Source organism: Streptomyces sp. NPDC002817 (assembly GCF_053592055.1).
This window is the reverse complement of the sequence record NZ_JBSFUY010000040.1, coordinates 1-22564: the sequence shown is the minus strand read 5'-3', so window position 1 is coordinate 22564 and position 22564 is coordinate 1. Positions and strand designations below refer to the sequence as shown.

Annotated in this window: 16 protein-coding genes; 12 read left to right on the top strand and 4 right to left on the bottom strand. The window is 71.1% G+C overall.

Annotated features, from left to right (window positions below; genetic code table 11):
- Positions 1 to 53: 53 nt before the first annotated feature.
- Positions 54 to 2447 (bottom strand): penicillin acylase family protein, encoded by a 2394-nt coding sequence (locus tag ACWD3I_RS42545; RefSeq protein WP_451084343.1) that lies wholly within the window; start codon positions 2445 to 2447, stop codon positions 54 to 56.
- Positions 2448 to 2554: 107 nt separating this feature from the next.
- Between ACWD3I_RS42545 and ACWD3I_RS42540 the strand changes: the two genes are divergently transcribed.
- A complete protein-coding gene (locus tag ACWD3I_RS42540; RefSeq protein ID WP_365413969.1) occupies positions 2555 to 4054 on the top strand; it encodes an acyl-CoA synthetase in 1500 nt (499 codons plus the stop codon).
- On the opposite strand, the gene paaK is transcribed toward ACWD3I_RS42540, so the two are convergent.
- Complete coding sequence (paaK, locus tag ACWD3I_RS42535) at positions 4051 to 5346, bottom strand: phenylacetate--CoA ligase PaaK (protein WP_365413971.1); 1296 nt, start codon at positions 5344 to 5346, stop codon at positions 4051 to 4053. The two genes, ACWD3I_RS42540 and paaK, sit on opposite strands and share 4 nt — an antisense overlap.
- Positions 5347 to 5543: 197 nt before the next feature.
- Here paaK and ACWD3I_RS42530 point away from each other — a divergent pair, with 197 nt between their 5' ends.
- Positions 5544 to 6398: an alpha/beta fold hydrolase gene (locus ACWD3I_RS42530; protein ID WP_451084342.1), complete on the top strand. Its 855-nt coding sequence runs from the start codon at positions 5544 to 5546 to the stop codon at positions 6396 to 6398.
- 5 nt (positions 6399 to 6403) lie between these two features.
- Here the strand turns inward: ACWD3I_RS42530 and ACWD3I_RS42525 are convergent, their stop codons facing one another.
- Positions 6404 to 8158, bottom strand: coding sequence for an alkaline phosphatase family protein (locus ACWD3I_RS42525; RefSeq protein WP_365414171.1), 1755 nt, complete (start codon positions 8156 to 8158; stop codon positions 6404 to 6406).
- Between the two features lie 146 nt (positions 8159 to 8304).
- Positions 8305 to 9915 carry an acyl-CoA synthetase gene (locus ACWD3I_RS42520; protein ID WP_451084341.1) on the bottom strand — a complete coding sequence of 537 codons (1611 nt, stop codon included), beginning with the start codon at positions 9913 to 9915 and terminating at the stop codon, positions 8305 to 8307.
- Positions 9916 to 10080: 165 nt separating this feature from the next.
- Here ACWD3I_RS42520 and ACWD3I_RS42515 point away from each other — a divergent pair, with 165 nt between their 5' ends.
- From ACWD3I_RS42515 to ACWD3I_RS42470, 10 genes are all read left to right on the top strand, one after another.
- Positions 10081 to 10881, top strand: coding sequence for a crotonase/enoyl-CoA hydratase family protein (locus tag ACWD3I_RS42515; protein ID WP_365412852.1), 801 nt, complete (start codon positions 10081 to 10083; stop codon positions 10879 to 10881).
- A 115-nt stretch (positions 10882 to 10996) separates the two neighbouring features.
- Positions 10997 to 11938, top strand: coding sequence for a Zn-ribbon domain-containing OB-fold protein (locus ACWD3I_RS42510; RefSeq protein ID WP_365412854.1), 942 nt, complete (start codon positions 10997 to 10999; stop codon positions 11936 to 11938).
- Complete coding sequence (locus ACWD3I_RS42505) at positions 11935 to 12978, top strand: thiolase domain-containing protein (RefSeq protein WP_365412856.1); 1044 nt, start codon at positions 11935 to 11937, stop codon at positions 12976 to 12978. The genes ACWD3I_RS42510 and ACWD3I_RS42505 overlap by 4 nt, the downstream gene beginning before the upstream one ends.
- Entirely contained in the window at positions 12975 to 14141 is a 1167-nt protein-coding gene (locus ACWD3I_RS42500; RefSeq protein WP_365412858.1) for a thiolase domain-containing protein, read from the top strand. The genes ACWD3I_RS42505 and ACWD3I_RS42500 overlap by 4 nt, the downstream gene beginning before the upstream one ends.
- A 106-nt stretch (positions 14142 to 14247) precedes the next feature.
- Positions 14248 to 14490 (top strand): DUF397 domain-containing protein, encoded by a 243-nt coding sequence (locus ACWD3I_RS42495; protein WP_266896638.1) that lies wholly within the window; start codon positions 14248 to 14250, stop codon positions 14488 to 14490.
- 129 nt (positions 14491 to 14619) lie between these two features.
- The gene (locus tag ACWD3I_RS42490) at positions 14620 to 15522 is read left to right on the top strand and encodes a universal stress protein (protein WP_365412860.1); all 903 of its coding nucleotides are present in this window, start codon (positions 14620 to 14622) and stop codon (positions 15520 to 15522) included.
- 30 nt (positions 15523 to 15552) lie between these two features.
- On the top strand, positions 15553 to 16152 hold the full coding sequence (locus ACWD3I_RS42485) for a CGNR zinc finger domain-containing protein (RefSeq protein WP_365412862.1): 600 nt from the start codon (positions 15553 to 15555) through the stop codon (positions 16150 to 16152).
- Positions 16153 to 16324: 172 nt separating this feature from the next.
- Positions 16325 to 19207, top strand: coding sequence for a helix-turn-helix transcriptional regulator (locus ACWD3I_RS42480; protein ID WP_365412864.1), 2883 nt, complete (start codon positions 16325 to 16327; stop codon positions 19205 to 19207).
- Between the two features lie 127 nt (positions 19208 to 19334).
- Positions 19335 to 19832 (top strand): hypothetical protein, encoded by a 498-nt coding sequence (locus ACWD3I_RS42475; protein WP_365412866.1) that lies wholly within the window; start codon positions 19335 to 19337, stop codon positions 19830 to 19832.
- Between the two features lie 208 nt (positions 19833 to 20040).
- A complete protein-coding gene (locus ACWD3I_RS42470; protein WP_365412868.1) occupies positions 20041 to 22269 on the top strand; it encodes a glycoside hydrolase family 95 protein in 2229 nt (742 codons plus the stop codon).
- Positions 22270 to 22564 lie beyond the last annotated feature (295 nt).

Sequence of the window (22564 nt, the reverse complement as noted above, 5' to 3'; positions counted from 1 at the left end):
TCGCCGGAGAGCTGGACGACGCCGGGTCCGGCTACGCCCTGGCCACGTGGGACTCAGCGTTCGCGCACATGGACCACCTTCAGCCCCGGCGACGTCAGGATGTCCCGCTCACAGAAGCGGGACGTCACCCACTTCTCCTGGGAGTACAGCCGGGTCTGGTCGCTGTGGTGCGGCGAGTTCGGGTTCGAGGACTGGGAGTACGACAGGAGGGTGCGGGCCACCGGGCAGCGGCTGCCGTCCCAGCCGACCGCCTGGATGTAGCTGGAGCCGGTGGTCACCTCCGTGTAGCCCCCCTGGGCCGGGTCCCACACCGGCTCGACCTTGTTCCAGATGCCCAGGGACTCGGTGCCGCCCGAGACCGCGATGCGCTGACCGTTCCGTACGACGAACTGGTGCTGTCCCAGCCGGGAGTTCAGCGCGATGCCGGCCGCCCGCAGTTCGGTGACCGCGTCCGCGAGGGCCGTGGCGAAGGCGGGCGCCGCCGTGTTGAGGGTGTTCGGTGTGTGCACCGGGTCGGCGGCCGAGAACGGCACCTTCCACAGCTGGGCCGCCGGGATCTTGCGCCACAGCCGGTCGAAGAGCAGCGCGCCCCGGCTGTCGGTGTTCACCGTACGGTCCCATGCCGCGAGCACCCCACAGGCCTCGCTCACGTCAACGGCCTTGCCGTCACTGCCCGTTGCGGTACCTCCCGGCAGCGCCGCGCACGCCTTCGCCGCGTCGGCCGCGGCCAGGTCGCCCGCGGGTACCCGGTTGGCGAACTGCTGCGCCTGCAGATCCCGTACGGTCAGCCGACCGCGCTGTGCCATCGCCGACACGTCCTCGATCGCACCCCGGGTCCGCAGCGACCGCTGTGTGCCGATGGTGCCGAAGACCCGCTCGTACCCGGTCAGCGGCCGGTCGGCGTTGGCCAGCCAGGCGCTGTCGTTGGAGTTCTCCGCGTACGCGGCGTCCTTCAGGGTCGGCATCTTCGCCGGTCCGAAGACACCCGGCTGCACGGCGTCGGGATCGGAGCCGAGCGCGCAGTCGCCACGCGAGCCGTCGAGGATCGCCAGCCCGGCGGAGGGATAGGTGACCTTGCCCAGGGGCGTGGAGCAGCGCTGGGCCAGCTCGTCGGTGATGCGGGGGAGTACCTGGGACTGGGTGAACAGCGTGTGGCCGCCCGAGTCGGCGGCGACCGTGTTCACCCACGGCAGGCCCTGTGTCCGCTCGAGCGAGCCGAGGACCTCAGCCGTGGAGCGGGCCTTGCTGAAGCCGAGGGCGGTGTCGGAGGCGCGCAGGTTGGCGGAGTTGGGATCGTTGAGGGCGTACGCCGTCGTGCTGGACCAGGGCAGGGGCAGTGAGGCGCCGAACGAGGTGACCACGGGCCCGTACCGGGTCCACCACTGCGTCCGTGTCACCGGGGCGCCGTCCTTCACCTGGACGGTCACCGTGCGCCTGGTCATCTTCTCCGGCTTGCCGTCCACGAGGTAGGCCGTGGGGTCGGCCGGATCCAGCGTCAGCTGATGGAGGTTGAGGGGGACGCCGGTCGCGACGGTGTGGCTCCAGGCCACCTTCGCGTTGTGGCCGATGGAGACCGTCGCGGAGCCGAGCAAGGAGCCGCCGGAGACGTTGAGTTCACCGGGGATCGTCTGCTGCGACTGCCAGAAGCGACGGCCGCCCTGCCAGGGGTAGTGGGGGTTGCCGAGCAGCAGCCCGCGGCCGCCGGCGGTGGTCGTGCCGCTGAAGGCGACGGCGTTGGAGCCCATGTCGGCGGTGTCGGCGGCCAGCAGTTCCCGGGCCGCACGGGCGGTGTCCTGGGCGTCGGGCGCCGCCGTGGAGGTCGTCGTGGGCGGCTGGGCGGCGGTGATGCCGTCCACGCCGCGCCCCTGCCCGCCGAGGACGGCGAGCGCGAAGCCGCGCGCGGCCACGTCGAGGGCCGTCACCGGGCGGACCCAGGCGGCGCCCTTGCAGGCGGGGTCGGTGACGCGGTTCTGTTCGAGCCAGGCGTTGTAGCCGGCCGCGAAGCCCCGCATCAGGTCCTTCGTCCGGCGGCTCGGTCCCCGCGGCGCCGGTTCGGCGAGCAGCTTCTCCACCGTGCGCGTCTCGCGGACACCCTGGAAGTAGAGGTCGCTGGAGAGGTTCCTGGCGGCCGAGGAGAGCGAGAAGTCGGGTGCCGCGTCGGGCCCGAAGAAACGGGAGCGTTCCCCGCGCACGGTCACGAAGCCGTCGGCGAGCGTGCACACCTGGTCGGCGGCCTGCGCCCAGCCGGTGCCGAAGCCGAGGTCCGTGTAGTTCTTCGCGAGGATGTGCGGGATGCCGTACTCGGTGTAGCGGATCGTGGCGGACAGGCCGCCGTGCGACGGGTGCTGCTGACGGTTCTGGCCTTCGGCCGCGGCTGCCGGCAGCGCGGACGTGGCGGTGAGCAGGGCGACTGCCGCGACGAGTATTCGTCTGAGGCGGGTGCGCATCGTGCCTCCCAACGTCATTGAGGGAAGGAGCGGTTGAGCGTACCAACGGGTATGTGTCCTGGACCCGTGCTTGACCTCCCGCTGTGAGGGACCGAGGATCATGTGTCATGACGCCTGGACACGGCAGCACGGTTGACGGGGTGCTGCGGCGCAGCGCCCGGCGCACCCCGGCACGGGTCGCGGTCGAGTACGGCGACCGCTCCTGGACGTACGAGGAACTCGACGAGGCCGTCTCGCGCGCGGCGAGCGTCCTGCTGGCCGAAGGCCTGACGCCGGGCGACCGGGTCGGAGCCTACGGCCGCAACTCCGACGCCTACCTCATCGCCTTCCTCGCCTGCGCCCGCGCGGGCCTGGTCCACGTGCCGGTGAACCAGAACCTGACCGGCGAGGATCTGGCGTACATCGTCGGCCAGTCGGGCAGCGCACTCGTCCTCGCGGATCCGGACCTGGCGGACCGGCTCCCGGATGCCGTACGCACCTTGCCCCTGCGTGACGCGGACGACTCACTGGCGGCCCGGCTGGAGTCGGCGCCCGTGTACGACGGGCCCGAACCGCGCAGCGAGGACCTGGTCCAGCTGCTCTACACCTCGGGCACGACGGCGCTCCCGAAGGGCGCGATGATGACGCACCGCGCCCTGGTGCACGAGTACCTGAGCGCCATCACGGCACTGGACCTGAGCGCGGGCGACCGCCCCGTGCACGCCCTCCCGCTCTACCACTCGGCGCAGATGCATGTGTTCCTGCTGCCGTACCTGGCGGCCGGGGCGACCAACATCATCCTCGACGCGCCCGACGGCGACCGGATCCTCGACCTGATCGAGGCGGACCGCGCGGACAGCCTCTTCGCGCCGCCGACGGTGTGGATCGGCCTGTCGAACCGCCCCGACTTCACCACCCGCAATCTCGACGGACTGCGCAAGGCGTACTACGGCGCGTCGATCATGCCGGTGCCCGTGCTGGAGCGGCTGCGCGAACGGCTCCCGAAGCTCGCCTTCTACAACTGCTTCGGGCAGAGCGAGATCGGCCCGCTGGCCACGGTCCTGGCCCCCGACGAGCACAAGGGCCGGATGGACTCCTGCGGCCGCCCGGTGCTCTTCGTCGACGCCCGCGTGGTCGACGAGGACGGCAAGGAGGTCCCCGACGGCACACCGGGCGAGATCGTCTACCGCTCGCCGCAGTTGTGCGAGGGCTACTGGGACAAGCCCGAGGAGACCTCCGACGCCTTCCGCGACGGCTGGTTCCACTCCGGCGACCTCGCGGTCCGCGACGCCCACGGCTACTTCACGATCGTCGACCGAGTGAAGGACGTCATCAACTCCGGGGGCGTACTGGTCGCTTCACGCCAGGTCGAGGACGCGCTCTACACCCATGACGCCGTCGCCGAGGTGGCGGTGATCGGCCTGCCGGACGAGCGCTGGATCGAGGCCGTGACGGCTGTCGTCGTCCCCCGCGAAGGGAAAGGGGTGGAGGAGGCCGAACTCATCGCTCACGCACGCGAGAAGCTCGCCCACTTCAAGGCGCCGAAGCGGGTGCTGTTCGTGGACGAGCTGCCGCGGAACGCGAGCGGGAAGATCCTCAAGCGGGAGCTCAGGGACCGGTTCGCCTAGCGGGGGCGCAGGTCCACGATCCGGCGGATCTTGCCCACCGACCGTTCCAGCGACTCGGGTTCGACGATCTCGACGGTGACGGAGACGCCGATGCCGTCCTTGACGGCGGCGGTGATCGCCGACGCGGCCGCTTCCCTCGCCTCGGGGGTGGCGCCGGGGCGGGCCTCGGCACGTACGGTGAGAGCGTCGAGGCGGCCTTGGCGGGTGAGGCGGAGCTGGAAGTGCGGTGCCACGCCGGGTGTCCGCAGGACGATCTCCTCGATCTGGGTGGGGAAGAGGTTCACACCGCGCAGGATCACCATGTCGTCGCTGCGGCCGGTGACCTTCTCCATCCGGCGGAACACGCGTGCCGTGCCCGGCAGCAGCCGCGTCAGGTCCCGGGTCCGGTACCGGATGACGGGCATCGCCTCCTTGGTGAGCGAGGTGAAGACCAGCTCGCCCTTCTCGCCGTCCGGCAGCACCTCGCCCGTGAACGGGTCGACGACCTCCGGGAAGAAGTGGTCCTCCCAGATGTGCAGCCCGTCCTTGGTCTCCACGCACTCCTGCGCCACACCCGGACCGATCACCTCGGACAGCCCGTATATGTCGACCGCGTCGATCGCGAACCGCTCCTCGATCTCCCGGCGCATCTGCTCCGTCCAGGGCTCGGCACCGAAGACGCCGACGCGGAGCGAGGTGCCGCGCGGGTCGACGCCCTGGCGTTCGAACTCGTCCAGGATCGTCAGCATGTACGACGGGGTCACCATGATGATGCCGGGCTTCAGGTCCTGGATCAGCTGGACTTGACGGGCCGTCATACCGCCGGACGCGGGGATGACCGTACAGCCGAGCCGTTCGGCGCCGTAGTGGGCGCCGAGACCGCCGGTGAACAGGCCGTAGCCGTAGGCGACATGGACGATGTCGCCCGGCCGGCCGCCCGCCGCCCGGAGGGAGCGGGCCACCATGTCGGACCACAGGGAGAGGTCGCCGTCCGTGTAGCCGACGACCGTCGGGCGTCCGGTGGTGCCGCTCGACGCGTGGATGCGGCGGATGCGGTCCTGCGGCACGGCGAACATCCCGTACGGGTAGTTCTCGCGCAGGTCCGCCTTGGTGGTGAAGGGGAAGCGGGCGAGATCGCCGAGGGACCGGCAGTCGTCCGGGCCGACCCCCGCCTTGTCGAAGGACTCCCGATAGAACGGCACATGGTCGTACGCGTGCCGCAGGGACTTCCGCAGCCGCTCCAGCTGGAGCGCCCTCAGCCCCTCCTCGTCGAGCCGTTCCCCCGCGTCCCACAGCTCCGTCGCGTCCACCACCGGAACGTCTCCTTCACCAACCAAGGCAATACGGGCGACCGATCATTCGGTCGAGGTGCTGAGGATCAGTAATCCAGGCCACTGGCGATCAAGCAAGGGGTCGGCCCGCACTTTCTCGACGCGTCGGTTCCACACCGACCGGGCTCCCGGAGGGAACTCCGTTGCGACGGGGGCGCATGACGGTGAGGATCGGCGCCATGCCGACCTTCACCTCGTACGACGGGACCGAACTCGCCTACCACCTGAAGGGTGAGGGGCCGCCGCTCGTCGTCCTGCCCGGCGGACCCATGCGCGCCTCCGCCTACCTCGGGGACCTGGGCGGCCTCGGCGCCCACCGGCAGCTCGTCCTGCTCGATCTGCGGGGCACGGGAGCCTCCGCGACACCGGCCGATCCGGCGACGTACCGCTGCGACCGGCTCGTGGACGACGTGGAGGCGCTGCGGGTCCACCTGGGGCTGGCGGAGACGGATCTGCTCGCGCACTCGGCCGGCGGCAGTCTCGCCATGCTGTACGCCGCCCGGTACCCGGCGCGGGTGCGGCGGCTGGCGCTGGTCACGGCCATTCCCTGGGCGCTGGGCATGCCGGTGACGGACGAGGACCGGCTGGCGGCGGCTGTGCTGCGGAAGGACGAGCCGTGGTTCGAGGAGGCGTTCCCCGCGTTCGCGGCCTCGCTCGACGGGACCGGCGGTTACGACCCCGTGTTCGCGCCCCTCTTCTACGGCCGCTGGGACGAGGCCGCCGCGGCGCACGACGCACGCGGGGACGAGGAGTTCAACGACGAGGCGGGGGACGCCTACGGATCGACGGGCGCCTATGACCCGCCCGCGACCCGGGAGGCGCTCGGGCGGCTGGATCGTCCGGTGCTCGTGCTCGCGGGGGAGGTCGACAACGCCCCCCGGCCCGAGCACGCCCGCCGCGCCGCGGACGTGTTCCCGCACGCCGAGCTCGTGGTGCAGCCCGGTGCCGGGCACTATCCGTGGCTGGACGACCCGGAGTGGTTCGTACGACGGATCGTCACGTTCCTCGGGGCGCCGCTGCCCTCGGCAGGGTAGGGACGCTACTTCGCGTACGCCGTCATGAACCGGTCGCGGAACTTGTCCATGCCCCACTCGGGCGCGTTCCCGGCAGGCTTGAGCCCGTCCGTCCAGCCCCAGTCGGCGATCCGGTCGAGGACCTTCGGGTCGCGGGCCACGATGGTGATGGGCACGTCCTTGCTGGTGTCGCCCCCGGTGACGGTCGGGACGGGCTGGTGGTCGCCGAGGAAGACGAGGACCGTGTCGTCGTCGCCGTAGCGCTCGACCCACTCGGTCAGGCTCTGCAACGAGTACTCGATCGCCTTGCGGTACTCGGTGCGCACGGACTTGGAGCTCTTCCAGACCTCCCCGGGGTCCGTGCCCTCCTTCTTGATCTGCTCGAAGACCGAGCCGTCACCGAGCTGGTCCCAGTCGACCATGCGGGCGATGGGGGACCAGGGGTTGTGGCTGGAGGCCAGGATGATCTCCGCCATGATCGGGTCGCGGTTCTCCTTGCCGTGCTCCAGGCGCTCGAAGGCCTCCAGGCTGAACTGGTCGGGCACCGGCGTCCAGCTGAAGTAGGGGCCGTTGTAACCGAGGTGTGTGGAGTCGTAGATGTGGTCGAGACCGAAGTACTTGCCCTCGGGCCAGGCCTTGCGCACCCCCGGCACGATGCCGACCGTGCGCCAGGCGCCGGTCTTCTGGAAGTAGCTGGTCAGGGTCGCGCGGTCGCCACCGGTCAGGCTCCGGTAGCGCTGCTGGTTCTTGACCCACAGGCCGGACAGGAACGTCGAGTGGGCGAGCCAGCTGCCGGCGCCCGTGACGGGCGAGCGGAGCCAGGCGCTGCGCGAGGCGAAGCCCGCGGCCTTGAGCCTGCTGTTGCCCTCCTGGAGGGCCGCGTCGATCTGCGGGGCCATCGCCGGGTCGTCGATGGCCACCCGGCCGTAGCTCTCGATGAAGGTGAACAGGACGTCCTTGCCACGCAGCCCGTTCAGCAGCTGGTCGGGCGGGGTCTTGGCGAAGGCGTCGACGGCGGCCTGCTTCTCGAACTCCTGGGCGTCGAAGATGCCGTCGCGCACCTGCTGCACCCGGTTGGCGACGAACTGCGTGTTGCCCTTGGTGGCGAAGGGGACCCCGCCGAACTGCACGCCCAGCGTGAAGCAGACGATCCACACGATGCCGAGGACGAGCGTGCTGCGCAGAGCCACCGGACGGTGCCGGACCAGGAGGTTCGTCAGCCGCACCACCGCGAGCGTGCACACCGCGAGAACCGTGATGGCCAGGACGATCACCCCGGTCACCGCGAGCACCTGCCCCGAGCGGCCGAACGACTCCCTGACGAAATCCGCCGCGTCGTCCAGCAGGATCCAGTCGAAGACCAGGTCGAAGGGTCGGGCAAGGGTCTGGCGGAACCCCATGTCGAGGAACTTGACGATCGTGAACAGCCCGATGAGCACGCCCGAGACGACGGCCGTGATGCGCCGCCCCCGCCTCGGCAGCGCGAGGAGCAGGCCCGCGAGGAGGATCGCCTCCACGGGCAGGCGCAGGAACGCCTGGAGGTTCATCCGGTCGAGGCGGTTGGGCATGAGCAGCGCGCCGAGTACAAGGGCGGCGGCGAGGACGGTCGTGCCGATGGTCACGCCGCGTGCGGTACGGGGGAAGCGGGTCCGCCAGCCGAACCAGCCGGACTTCTCCCTGACCTCCTCGACCGTCTCCTGTCCCGTCTCCTGGTCGTCCGTCTCCGCACCGCCCTCGGCGGCTTCCGGCAGCTGACGAGAGCGAGGTGTGAAGAGCGACACCCGGCGGTCCTTCCGTACGGTCTTGCGATGGCATGCCAACAGGGCCCTGTGACCGAGCCTGCCACCACCAGTACGTCCGCACGTCACCTTCGGTTCAATCCCACGGGGCCGAAACCGAGGAAAAGTCGAGGAAGGGGGCCGGGAAATCACCCGTCCGCCCGCACCGCCACCTCCCGTGCCCACCGGTAGTCGGCCTTCCCACTGGGGGACCGCTGGATGGAGTCCTCGATCACCAGCTGACGCGGGATCTTGTAGCCCGCCAGCTGGGTGCGGCAGTGTGTCCGGATGTCGTCGAGGGACGGCCGGGGTGCGCCCTCCCGGAGCTGTACGACGGCTGCCACGTGGTGGCCCCACTTGGTGTCAGGTACCCCGGCCACCAGTGCGTCGTACACGTCCGGATGGGACTTGAGCGCCTGCTCGACCTCTTCGGGGTACACCTTCTCGCCGCCGGTGTTGATGCACTGGGAGCCCCGGCCGAGGACGATGACGACGCCCTCCTCGTCCACGGTCGCCATGTCGCCGAGCAGCACCCAGCGCTCACCGTCCTTCTCGAAGAAGGTCTCGGCGGTTTTGCGCGGGTCGTTGTAGTAGCCCAGTGGCACATGGCCGCACTGCGCGACGCGGCCCACCTCGCCCACCGCGATCGGCTCGTGCGTGGCCGGATCGACCACCTGTGTACGGGAGTTGACCCGCACCCGGAAGCCGCGCTCGGGGCCGGAGTCATCGGTGGCCGTGCCGTTGAAGCCGGACTCCGAGGAGCCGAAGTTGTTGAGCAGCATCACGTTCGGGACGAGCTCCAGGAACTGCCGCCGCACGGTGTCCGACATGATCGCCCCCGACGAGGACACGCTGAACATCGACGAGGTGTCCGTGCCTTTCATGGGGCCCTTGAGGGCGTCGATCAGCGGCCGCAGCATCGCGTCCCCGACCAGGGACATGCTGGTGACCTTCTCCTGCTCGATCGTCCGCAGTACGTCCTCGGGTGAGAACTTACGGTGCAGCACGACCCGTTGGCCGAAGTTGAAGCCGATGAACGCGGTGAGCGTGGAGGTGCCGTGCATCAGCGGGGGCGTGGGGAAGAAGGTGATCCCCGAACCGCCGGCCGCGACACGCTCGGCCAGCTCCTCGGGCTTCTTCACCGGCTCACCGGTCGGCGCCCCGCCACCCATCCCCGAGAAGAACAGGTCCTCCTGACGCCACATCACACCCTTGGGCATCCCGGTGGTGCCGCCGGTGTAGATGATGAACTGGTCGTCGCCGGAGCGCTGCGGGAACCCGCGCTCGGGGGACCCGGCGGCCTCGGCGTCCGCGAACGCCACGGCGTCCACACCCGGCACGGCGTCACCCACGCGCACCAGGTGCCGCAGCTTCTCCGTGAGCGGCAGCGCGGCGGCGACCCGGTCGGTGAGCTCCGCGTCGAAGACCAGGCCCACCAGATCGGCGTCCCGGTAGAGGTAGACCAACTCGTCCTCGACGTAGCGGTAGTTGACGTTCACCGGCACGGCCCGGGCCTTCAGGCAGCCGAGCGCGACCTGCAGGTACTCGATGCCGTTGTACATGTGCAGCCCGACGTGCTCACCCGGCCGTATTCCGCTGTCGATCAGATGGTGACCGATGCGGTTGGCCGCCGCGTCCAGCTCCGCGTACGTCAGCCGGCGCTCCGCACCCGTGCCGGGGATGTCGATGTACACCAGCGCCTCGCGGTCCGGGACCACGTCGACGACCGACTCGAACAGGTCGGCAAGGTTGTACTCCACCGCTCCTCCTGACCTCGCTCCGCACCGGTTGCCGGTCATCAGAGCAAAGGGCGCCCCAACTGTGAAGGCTCCGCGCGAAGAAATCTGACTGACTGTCAGAAAACTCTTGAAGAGCCCGGGCCGCTCCTGCAACCTGTTCTCGTTCTTTCAGAGGGGAGATGGGCTATGGGTGGGACGGAACACCTCACTGTGCAGCGCGAAGGCGCCACACTGGTGCTCACACTCAACAGGCCGGAGGCCAAGAACGCGCTCTCGCTGGCGATGCTCGTCGGTCTGTACGACGGCTGGGTCGAGGCCGACGCCGACGACTCGGTTCGCTCGATCGTGTTCACCGGCGCGGGCGGCTCGTTCTGCGCCGGCATGGACCTCAAGGCCCTGGCCGGGAAGGGTATGGAGGGAGAGCAGTACCGGGACCGGCTCAAGGCCGACCCCGACCTGCACTGGAAGGCGATGCTGCGCCACCATCGCCCCCGCAAGCCGGTGATCGCCGCCGTGGAAGGACACTGCGTCGCCGGCGGCACCGAGATGCTCCAGGGCACCGACATCAGGGTCGCGGGTGAGTCGGCGACCTTCGGTCTGTTCGAGGTCAGACGCGGACTGTTCCCGATCGGCGGATCCACGGTCCGCCTCCAGCGCCAGATCCCGCGCACCCATGCCCTGGAGATGCTGCTCACCGGTCGCCCGTACGGCGCCCGAGAGGCCCTGGACATCGGTCTGGTCGGACATGTGGTCCCCGACGGCACGGCACTGACCAAGGCCCTGGAGATCGCCGAACTGATCAATGCCTGCGGCCCGTTGGCGGTCGAGGCCGTCAAGGCCTCGGTGTACGAGACCGCCGAGATGACCGAGACCGACGGCCTCGCCGCCGAACTCAAGCGCGGCTGGCCCGTCTTCGACACCGCCGACGCCAAGGAAGGGGCTCGCGCCTTCGCGGAGAAACGACCGCCCACCTACAAGCGAGCGTAGCGCTCGGCTGGGTGCGGCGGTTCGGACACCGCGGGCCGTCAGTGGCTGGTCGCGCAGTTCCTCGCGCCCCTCGCGGGCGCGATCCACCCACCTTGCTCCGAAGGAGGCAACCCCGATGCCCGCAGTCCTCAAAGCTCCCCTGATCGTCGAGTTCCCGTTCACCCGCTCCCTCGGCCCCGTCCAGAGCGCGTTCCTGACCGGTCTGCGCGACCGTGTCGTGCTCGGTGTGAAGACCGGCGACGGCCGCACCCTCGTACCCCCCGTCGAGTACGACCCCGTCACCGCCGAGGAGATCCGCGACCTCGTCGAGGTCGCCCCCACCGGCACGGTCACCACCTGGGCCTGGAACCACGAACCCCGCCGCGGCCAGCCCCTCTCCTCGCCCTTCGCCTGGGTCCTGGTCCGCCTCGACGGCGCCGACACGGCTCTCCTCCACGCCCTCGACGCGCCCGGCCCCGACGCCGTGCACACCGGCATGCGCGTGCGCGTCCGCTGGGCCGAGGACCGCGTCGGCGCGATCACCGACATCGCCTGCTTCGAGCCGTACGACGGTGACCCGGCCGAACCGACCGGCCACAGCGGCGAGTTCGAGGACCCGATCACCGGCATCGTCGCGGCCGCCCGCCTCGACTACGTCTACTCGCCCGGCCGCGCCCAGACCGCCTACATCAACGCCCTCTCGGAGCGGCGCAACGTCGGCGAACGCTGCCCGTCCTGCCGCAAGGTGTACGTGCCGCCCAGGGGCGCGTGCCCCACCTGCGGCCTCGCCACCTCGGAACAGGTGGAGGTGGGGCCGGCCGGCACGGTCACCACGTTCTGCATCGTCAACATCAAGGCGAAGAACCTCGACATCGAAGTCCCCTACGTCTACGGCCACATCGCGCTCGACGGAGCCGGGCTCGCGCTGCACGGACGCATCGGCGGCATCCCGTACGACCAGGTGCGGATGGGCCTGCGCGTCGAACCGGTGTGGACGGAAGGGGGCCGCTACCCCGACCACTACCGGCCCACGGGAGAGCCCGACGCGGACTACGAGACGTACAAGGAGCTGCTGTGACCAGGGACATCGCCGTCGTAGCGTTCGCGCAGTCCGACGTCCTGCGCACCACCGAGGAACAGTCCGAGGTGGAGATGCTCATGCCGGTCCTGCACGACGTCCTCGACCGGACCGGCCTGAAGACCGCGGACATCGACTTCACCTGCTCCGGCTCCAGCGACTACCTCGCAGGCCGCGCCTTCTCCTTCACCCTCGCCCTCGACGGTGTCGGCGCCTGGCCGCCGATCTCCGAGTCGCACGTCGAGATGGACGGCGCGTGGGCGCTCTACGAGGCCTGGACCAAACTGCTCACCGGGGACGCGGACACCGCGCTCGTCTACTCCTACGGCAAGTCCTCGCCCGGGTCGCTGCGCGATGTGCTGACCCGGCAGCTCGACCCGTACTACGTCGCGCCCCTGTGGCCCGACTCGGTCGCCCTCGCCGCCCTCCAGGCGCAGGCACTCATCGACACGGGCGCCACCGACGAACCGGCGCTGGCCGCGATCGGTGCCCGCAGCCGTGCGGTCGACAACCCGCGTGCCCAACTCAAGGGACCCGTCCCGCAAGGGGATTACGTCGTGCGGCCGTTGCGCACCGGCGACTGCCCGCCGATCGGCGACGGGGCGGCCGCGGTGGTGCTCGCGGCAGGGGAGCGGGCCCGCGAACTGTGCACGCGCCCCGCCTGGATCCGCGGCATCGACCACCGCATCGAGGCACACGCCCTCGGCGTCCGCGACCTGACCGACTCGCCCTCCACCCGCCTCGCCGCCGAGAAGGCGGGCGCCTTCCGACGGCCCGTCGACACCGCCGAGTTGCATGCCCCGTTCAGTTCCCAGGAGGTCGTGCTGCGCAGGGCGCTGAGGCTGGACGACGACGTCCGGGTCAACCCGTCCGGCGGGGCGCTCGCCGCCAACCCGATGATGGCCGCCGGGCTGATCCGTATCGGTGAGGCCGCCGCCCGTATCCATCGCGGCGAGTCCGACCGCGCCCTCGCGCACGCCACCTCCGGTCCCTGTCTGCAACAGAACCTGGTCGCCGTACTGGAAGGAGATCCGCGATGAGCAAGGAGCCCGTGGCCGTCACAGGCATCGGTCAGACCAAGCATGTCGCGGCCCGGCGGGACGTCTCGATCGCCGGGCTCGTCCGGGAGGCGGCGCGACGGGCCCTCGACGACGCCGAGTTGGGCTGGGCCGACATCGACGCCGTCGTCATCGGCAAGGCGCCCGACTTCTTCGAGGGCGTCATGATGCCGGAGCTGTATCTCGCGGACGCGCTCGGCGCGGTGGGCAAGCCGATGCTGCGGGTGCACACGGCGGGCTCGGTGGGCGGTTCGACGGCACTGGTCGCCGCGGGGCTCGTCGCGGCCCGCGTGCACGGCACCGTCCTGACGCTGGCCTTCGAGAAGCAGTCCGAGTCCAACGCCATGTGGGGCCTGTCCCTGCCGATCCCCTTCCAACAGCCCCTGCTGGCAGGGGCGGGCGGCTTCTTCGCCCCGCACGTACGCGCGTACATGCGGCGCAGCGGCGCGCCCGACACGGTCGGCTCGCTGGTGGCGTACAAGGACCGGCGCAACGCGCTCAAGAACCCGTACGCGCATCTCCACGAGCACGACATCACCCTGGAGAAGGTCCAGGCATCGCCCATGCTCTGGGACCCGATCCGCTACTCCGAGACCTGCCCCTCCTCCGACGGGGCCTGCGCGATGGTGCTCACCGACCGGGCGGGGGCGGCCCGCGCGCCGCGCCCGCCCGCCTGGATGCTCGGCGGAGCCATGCGCAGCGAGCCGACCCTCTTCGCGGGCAAGGACGCCGTCTCGCCGCAGGCCGGAAAGGACTGCGCGGCCGACGTGTACCGGCAGGCGGGCATCGCCGATCCGCGCCGGGACATCGACGCCGTGGAGATGTACGTCCCGTTCTCCTGGTACGAGCCCATGTGGCTGGAGAACCTGGGCTTCGCCGACGAGGGCGAGGGCTGGAAGCTCACCGAGGCAGGCGTGACGGAGCTGGACGGCGATCTGCCCGTCAACATGTCGGGCGGTGTCCTGTCCACCAATCCCATCGGCGCCTCCGGCATGATCCGCTTCGCGGAGGCCGCCCTGCAGGTGCGCGGACAGGCCGGGGAACACCAGGTGGACGGGGCCCGCCGGGTGCTCGGGCACGCCTACGGCGGCGGATCCCAGTTCTTCTCCATGTGGCTCGTGGGGTCCGAACCCCCTGATGCGTGAATTGCCTCCCTGAAGGTCACCGAAAGGTCCCCCTCACGTGGCCTGTCGGCACTCGGAGTCGATCGCTAGGCTGACCGCGGACGACGCAATCGGGAGGAGCACGGACGTGGCCGAGACCACCATCCAGCAGCAGCCGCTCATGGGCTGGGACAAGCCCCAGCTGGACCTCAGCAGCGCCGACTGGCACTCCAGCAGCCGTGGCCTGGGGGATGTCCAGATCGCCTTTGTCGAGGGTTTCATCGCGATGCGCAACAGCGGCCGCCCGGAGAGCCCTTCCCTGATCTTCACACCTGCCGAGTGGGGCGCGTTCGTATCGGGCGCGCGGGAAGGGGAGTTCGACCTCACGTGACGTGACGGGCCGATCCGGCGGTGTTTCACCTGTTTTTCCGGACACGCGACCTTGAGCAGCCTGCCGGGGCCGGCGTCTGAGCGACGCTGGCTCCCGGGGGGAAGGTCGTACTCCGGAGGTGAGGAACCCATGAGCACCCTGCCGGTCATCGCGGCGGTCGACGGTTCGGACGACAGTCTGGTCGCACTGGACTGGGCCTTCGAGGCCGCGCTGGCGCGCGAGGCGCCACTGCGGGTGGTGCACGTGCACCACTATCCCGCCTGGGCCGGGCCCGACGTCCTGCCCTCCGGGCGGCCCGAAGCGGAGGACGACACGGTCCTCGACGAAGTACGCCGATATCTGGCGGGACGCGTCGAACGGCCGACGACGGAGTACGTCGCGCTGGAGGGCACGCCCAGTGCGGTACTGCCGGAACTGGGGACCACCGCCCAGCTGTTGGTGCTCGGTTCCCGTGGCCGTGGCGGCTTCGCCGGTCTGCTGCTCGGCTCCAACGGCATGGCCGCCGCACGGGACGCGGAGTGCGTGGTCGTCGTGGTACCGAAGCCGGGGCGCGAGGTGGACGAGGGGATGCGGACCGAGCCGGGGCCGCGCGTGGTCGTCGGCCTCCAGGTCGGCAGGCCGGACGAGGCGACGCTCGCCTTCGCCTTCGCCGAAGCCGCCCTGCGCGGCGCCCGTCTCCAGGTCGTCGCCGCCTACCAGTGGCCGCTCCAGAGCTGGGCGATGCCGGGCGAACTCGTGCCGGTGATGATCGACCAGGACGCCGTCGAGAGCGAGACCCGAACGCTCACCGAGGGCTTCCTCGTGCCGCACCGCAAACACCACCCCGACGTGCAGGTCGACCCCTGCATCGCCCCGGGCGACGCGGCCGGCCACCTCGTCGCCGCGTCCAAGGACGCCGACCTGGTCGTCGTCGGCCGCCACCGGCGCCGGCTGCTGGCACCCGCCCGCATGATGGGTTCGGTGACCCAGGCGATCCTGCTCCACGCGGCGAGCCCGGTGGCGGTGGTACCGCCGGAACCCGGGAGTGCCTAATGGATGAGAGCGCCGCCTATCATTAGGTCCATGCAGGACTCGACCCACAGGGACACCCGCCTCGCGCTCGACCTCGCCCTCACCATCCGCCATGACGGACACGGGGGCGTGGCCGATGACCTGGGTGAGCCCGCCGGGCTCACCGCATGGGTGCGGGCCCACCCCGACGTCGTGCCGAATGCCGCCGCGTACATGGCCGGCGACCCGGAGCTGACCGCCGTACGGGAGCTGCGCGCCGCCGTCCGAGCCCTGTTCGCCCGCGCGGTACGACCCGGAGAGCCGAGCCCGGCCGATGCCGCGCGGCTGCTGCCCGCACCGCAGGCCGTCGAACTGCTCAACACGGCTGCCGCCCGAACCCCCACCGTCCCCGTCCTGCGATGGGCCGACGGTGCCGAACCCGCCGTGGAGCGTCGGGCGGCGCACGGCGCGGAAGAACTGACGGCGGTCCTCGCGCAGGCCGCGATCGGCTTCCTCGCCGGCCCGGACCGGGAGCGGTTGCGCGCGTGCCACGCGCCGCGCTGCGTGCGGTACTTCATCAAGGAGCACCCGCGACAGGAGTGGTGCAAGCCGTCTTGCGGGAACCGGGCCCGGGTGGCTCGGCATCATGAGCGGCACAAGGGGAGCGCTTAGCCGCGCACCGTGCCGAGTCGGACCGTTCGAGGTCGACGCGTGCGAGGTGAATCGAGCGGGGCCCGCCGACACGGGCCCGCACCGCCCGCCGGAAGCGTACGCTGAGGTGCCTGTAGGTCACGGTGCGCGCCCGCTCCCCGCGTGGGTGTACCACCGTGGCAGGGGGTGCACCATGGGCCGGCGCAGCACCAGGAGCAGCAGGACGCTTTTCGAGCGTGAGAGTGAACTCGCCGCCGTGGACGAGGCGTTGGGTGAGCTCACTGGTTTGCGTGCGGACGGGTCGGAGTCGGCCGGTCGGCCGCGCGGTGCTCTGCTCGCCTTCGCCGGAAGGGCCGGGATCGGCAAGACGACCCTGCTGGCCGAGGTCCGTCGGCGTGCTGCCGCACGGGGCTGCACCGTGCTCTCCGCCCGCGGCGGTGACCAGGAGCAGCGCGTCGCCTTCCACGTGGCCCGGCAACTTCTGCAACCCCAGTTCGCCGGAGCGGCGGAGGCCGATCTCCGGGCCCGGTTGGGCAGTTGGTACGACATCGTGGGCCCGGCCCTCGGGCTGTGCGCGCCCACCGACGGCGCCCCGCCCGATCAACAGGGACTGCGGGACGGACTGGACTGGGTGCTCACCCATCTCGCCGTGCAGCGTGCCCCGATGGTCCTGGTCCTCGACGACGCCCACTGGGCGGATCCTGAATCACTGCGCTGGCTGGCCGCGTTCGCACCGCGTGCCGAGGAGCTCCCGCTGCTGCTCGTCGTCGGGTACCGGCCCGACGAACTCCCCGATCACGCCGAGTCGTTCCGGGGGCTGCCCGGGCGGGCCGGTGGCCGGCCCATCGACCTGGAGCCGCTCAGCGCGGTCGCCGTCGCCGGTCTCGTCCGCGAAGCACTCGGCACATACGCCGACGACGCGTTCTGCCGCGAGTGCTGGGCCGTCACCGCGGGCAACCCCTTCGAGACCGTCGAGCTCACGGCCAAGGTGCGCGACCGCGGCCTGACCCCCACCGAGGCCGGTGCCCATCTGCTGCGCGACCTCGCCGCCGCGGTCAAGGGCAGCGGACTGATCGCCCGGCTCGAACGGCTCGGCACCTCCACCGTCCGCTTCGCCTGGGCCTGTGCCGTCCTCGGCACCGAGATCCACCCCCTGCTGGCCGCCGCCGTCGCGGGGCTCGGCCAGGAGGAGGCCGCGGACGCCGCGGACGCCCTGCGCGGCGCCCGTGTCCTCACCGGTGCCGACACCCTGGAGTTCGTCCACCCGCTCATCGCCACCGCCGTCTACCGGGCCATCCCCCCGGGGGTCCGCGTCGCCCTGCACGGCCAGGCCGCCTGGTGCGTCATCAACGACGGACAGGGCCCCTCGGTGGCAGCCCGCCACCTCCTGGAGACCCACCCCGACGGCGACGCCTGGGTCGTCCAGCAACTGCGTGCCGCCGCCGGCGAGACGGTCCGCTCCGGAGCCCCCGACGCCGCCCGCAGCTACCTCGCCCGTGCCCTGCGCGAACCCCCGCTCTTCGAGGACCGGGCCGCCGTGCTGTACGAACTGGGCAGCGCGTCCCTGCTCACCGAACCGGCCACCACGGTGAACCACCTGCGCGCCGCGCTGGAGGAGCCCATCGCCGACCGGCAGTTGCGGCACCACATCGTCTACCGGCTCTCCCAGGTCCTCGCCCACAGCGACCGGCTCGCCGAGGCCTCCGACACCCTCGCCCGGGAGATCCGCGTCACCGAGGACGCGCGCGTCAAGCTGCGCATGGTCGCCGAGCAGTTCATGTGGGACGCCTTCCGTGCCGACGAGCCCGACCACCCCTCGCGCTCCCGCCGTCTCACCAAACTCGCCGACCGCCTCAAAGGCCGCGATCTCACCGAGCGGTACATCATCGGCCTGCGGGCCTGGGACGCGACCCTGCGCGGCGAACCCGCCCATGTCGCCCTCCACCACGCCGAACGCGCCTTGGCCGGCGGCCTCGGCTGGGCCGAACCCGACCGTGGTTTCGAGGTGCCCGTGCTGGTGGCGATGGCCTTCATGTACGCGGACCGCCCCGGCCGTGCGGAAGAGCTCTTCGCCGCCGGGATCGCGGACTTCGAACGGCAGGGCTGGCGCGGCGCCCACCTCTCCTTCGGCTACACGCTCCTCGCCTACCTCCGCTTCCGCCGCGGCCGCCTCGCCGAGGCCGAGGACTTCGTGCGCGCGGGACTCAGGCTGGCCGAGCGCGTCGGGCCGGGCACCCCCGCCCACTGGTACGCCGTGGGCATCCTGATCGAGGTACTGCTGGCCCGCGGGCGCGTCACGGAGGCCGCGCAGACCGCCGAGGACTATTCCTTCAACGAACCCTTCCCGGCCGCCGTGGTCTTCCCCGACGTCCAGACCGTCTACGGCGAACTGCTGCTCGCCCGCGGCCTCACCAAGGACGCGGCCGCCGAGCTGGCGGCGGCGGGCCGCCGTCTCGACCCCCGTGGCATCCGCAACCCCGCCTGGTGCCCCTGGCAGCTGCACCTCGCCCGCGCCGAGAGCCACGACGCCCCCGAACGCGCGGTCACCACCGCCCTCGAAGCGGTGGCCCGCGCCCGCCAGTTCGGCGCCCCCTCCGCCATCGGCCAGGCCCTGCGCACGGCCGCCGAGGTGTCCTCGGGCACGGTCCGGGTGAAGTACCTGGAGGAGTCGGTCGCCCACCTGGAGTGCTCCCCGGCCGCGTACGAGCTGGCATGTGCGCTGGTGGCGCTGGGCACGGAGCTACGGCGCACCGGGCGCCCCACGGAGGCGGCGGAGCACCTCTACCGGGGCCTGGACGCGGCGGTGCAGTGCGGAGCGGACGGACTGGTGGAGGCGGCTCGCGACGAACTGGCGGCGGCGGGCCTGCGGCCGCGGCGCCTGCATACGACGGACACGGACACCCTGACGACCCGCGAACGCACGGCAGCCACGATGTCGGTCGAGGGCCGGACCAAGAGCGAGATCGCCAAGGAACTGAACATCGACGAGCCGACGGTGGCGCGTCTGCTCTCGGCGGTCTACAGAAAGATGGGAACGGACAACACTGGACTGGCAGAGGCTCTGAAACCGACGTAGGCACCCACCCACCCAGGGGCGCGGGGAACTGCGCGACCAGCCCCCACCGGCCCGCACCCGGACGACGACCTCAGTACCCCAGGACCGCACGTGCCCATCGCCGAACGGCACCCCGTACCATTGGCGCATGTCGTTCCTCCGCCGCCGCAGCGCAACTCCCGCCGGCCCCGACTTCGACGTCCTGGCCATGGACCCGGGCGACTGGCCCGGCAACCTCGGCGCCGGTCTGCTGCCCGCCCCCGACGGCACCTGCCAGGGTGTCTTCCTGCGCTACGACCTGTTCGGCGGCCGCGGCCCCGCGATGATCATCGGTAACCTCCCCGAGGGCTCCCCGGCTCGGGACCTCGCCGAGGGCGAGATTCCCTTCGAGGTGGCCCAGCTGCTGATCGCGCTGGAGAACGAGGAGGAGGTGACCGTCGTCGGCGCCGAGGACATGCCGGTGATGCAGGGCGACAACCTCCTGATCGTGCGGCGCCTGAAGCTCTCCGAGGGCCGGATCTCCTGCGTGCAGTTCGACCGCAGCGACAATGTTCTGGTGACCATCGCCGCGTGGGACCGTCCGATCACCGACGATCTGTACGCCCTCCTGAAGCCGCTGCCGGCGGAGCTCTTCCAGCAGGGCTGATCCCGACCCGCCCCCGTTCGGGATTCCGCACGCCTTGTCATGACCCTTGTCGCCAAGTCATCGGACCTCTAGCGTCAAGGTCATGTCGTATGAGATCACTCGAAGAACGACGTTGAAGGCTGCGGCAAGCGGTGTCGGTGCACTCGCGTCAGGAGCCAGTGCTAGCGAAGCGGCTGCCGATTCCTCCGATGTATCGGTGCAACCCCTGGTGCTCTGGTACGCCACCCCCGCCGCCGACTGGGAACGCGAAGCACTTCCCATCGGCAACGGCGCACTCGGCGCCATGATCTTCGGGACCCTCGCCTCCGAACGGCTCCAGTTCAACGAGAAGACCCTGTGGACCGGCGGCCCCGGCTCGGCCCAGGGCTACGACCACGGCAACTGGCGCGACGCCCGCCCCGGTGCCGTCACCGCGGTCCAGGACGATCTCGACGCCCGGACCGCTCTCGACCCCGACGCGGTCGCCGCCCGCCTCGGCCAGCGCCGCGTCGGCTACGGCGCCCACCAGACCCTCGGCGACCTCCACCTCGACGTCCCCGGCGCACCGGCCACCACCCCGGACGACTACCGCCGCGAGCTCGACCTCGACAAGGCCGTCGCGTCCGTCACGTACACCCATCAAGGGGTGCGCCACCGAAGGGAGTTCTTCGCCTCCCACCCCGACGGCGCGATCGTGGGGCGGCTGACCGCCGACCGGCCCGGCAGCGTCACCTTCACCCTCCGGTACACCTCACCGCGCGCCGACTTCACCACCGCCGCGGCCGACGGAACCCTGACGGTGCGGGGTGCGCTCGCCGACAACGGTCTGCGCTTCGAGGCGCGGATCCGGGTCCACAGCAAGGGCGGCACCCTCAGCACCCACACCGACGGCACCATCACCGTGACCGGCGCCGACAGCGCCTGGTTCGTCCTGGCCGCGGGCACCGACTACGCCGACACCCACCCCGGCTACCGAGGCGCGGACCCGCATGCCGTCGTCACCCGCACCGTCCAGCGGGCGGGCGCCGACCACCAGGCGCTCCTGCGCCGCCATCTGCGCGACCACCGTGCCCTGTTCCGCCGGGTCGCCCTCGACATCGGCCAGGAACTGCCCGCGGACGTCCCCACGGACCGGCTGCTGTCCACCTACACCGCCGGCCCGACCGCGGCCGAACGCGCCCTGGAAGCCCTCTTCTTCCAGTACGGCCGCTACCTCCTCATCGCCTCCTCACGCCCCGGCTCCCTGCCCGCCAACCTCCAGGGCGTCTGGAACCAGAGCACCTCACCCCCGTGGTCCGCCGACTACCACGTCAACATCAACCTGCAGATGAACTACTGGCTCGCCGAGGCCGCGAACCTCGCCGAGACGACGGAGCCCTACGACCGTTTCGTCGAGGCGCTGCGCGCTCCGGGACGCGTCAGCGCACAGGAGATGTTCGGCTCGCGCGGCTGGGTCGTGCACAACGAGACCAATCCGTACGGCTTCACCGGTGTGCACGACTGGGCGACCGCTTTCTGGTTCCCCGAGGCGGCGGCCTGGCTCACCCAACAGCTGTACGAGCACTACCGGTTCGGCGGCTCCACGGCCTATCTCCGCACCACCGCGTACCCGGTGCTGAAGGAGGCCACCGAGTTCTGGCTGGACAACCTGCGCACCGACCCGCGCGACGGCACCCTCGTCGTCACGCCCAGCTACTCGCCGGAGCACGGGGACTTCACGGCCGGTGCGGCCATGTCGCAGCAGATCGTGCACGACCTGTTCACCAACACCCTCGAAGCGGCGCGGATCCTCGGTGACTCGCCCGACTTCCGCCGCCGTCTGGAAGAGACGCTCGGGCGGCTCGACCCCGGCCTGCGCATCGGCTCCTGGGGGCAACTCCAGGAGTGGAAGGCCGACCTGGACGACCCCACCGACGAACACCGGCATGTCTCCCACCTGTTCGCCCTCCACCCGGGACGCCAGATCGAGCCCGGCAGCCGGTGGGCCGAGGCGGCCAAGGTCTCCCTCACCGCGCGCGGCGACGGCGGCACCGGCTGGTCCAAGGCGTGGAAGGTCAACTTCTGGGCCCGGCTGCGCGACGGCGACCACGCCCACCTCATGCTCGGCGAACAACTCAAGCTCTCCACCCTGCCCAACCTCTGGGACACCCACCCGCCGTTCCAGATCGACGGCAACTTCGGTGCCACGTCCGGGATCGTGGAGATGCTCCTGCAGAGCCAGCACGACGTGATCGAGATACTGCCCGCCCTGCCCGCCGCCTGGCCCGACGGCTCGGTCCGGGGACTGCGTGCCCGCGGCGGTGCCACCGTCGACGTCGAGTGGGCCGGTGGCCGGGCGACCCGGATCGCGCTGACGGCGTCACGGACGCGTGAACTGACCTTACGCAGCGACCTGTTCACAAGCGGGGAGCTGACGTTCAAGGCGGTCGCGGGCCGTCGACACACCTGGGAGGCCTGAGCCTCGTGGACTCCGGAGGGCCGTAGCCCCCCGTGCTCGGCCCTCCGGAGCCCGCCCGCGGCACGGTCGTCCCACCCGCCACGGCGGCACCCGGGGTTCCCCCGTACCGTCCGCCGCGACGGCCGTCCCGGGGTGCCGTGATCTCAGTCTTCCGGCGCGGGGAGTTGTCCGGCAGCCCCCTTTCGCCACTCCGGACAATTACCCCAAGACCACGGAGTTAGAGCGGATCCCCGGTTGTCAACGGGGGTGGAGGCAAGGGCTGGTGGAGGTCTGGGGGGTCCACTCGGGGTCGAGG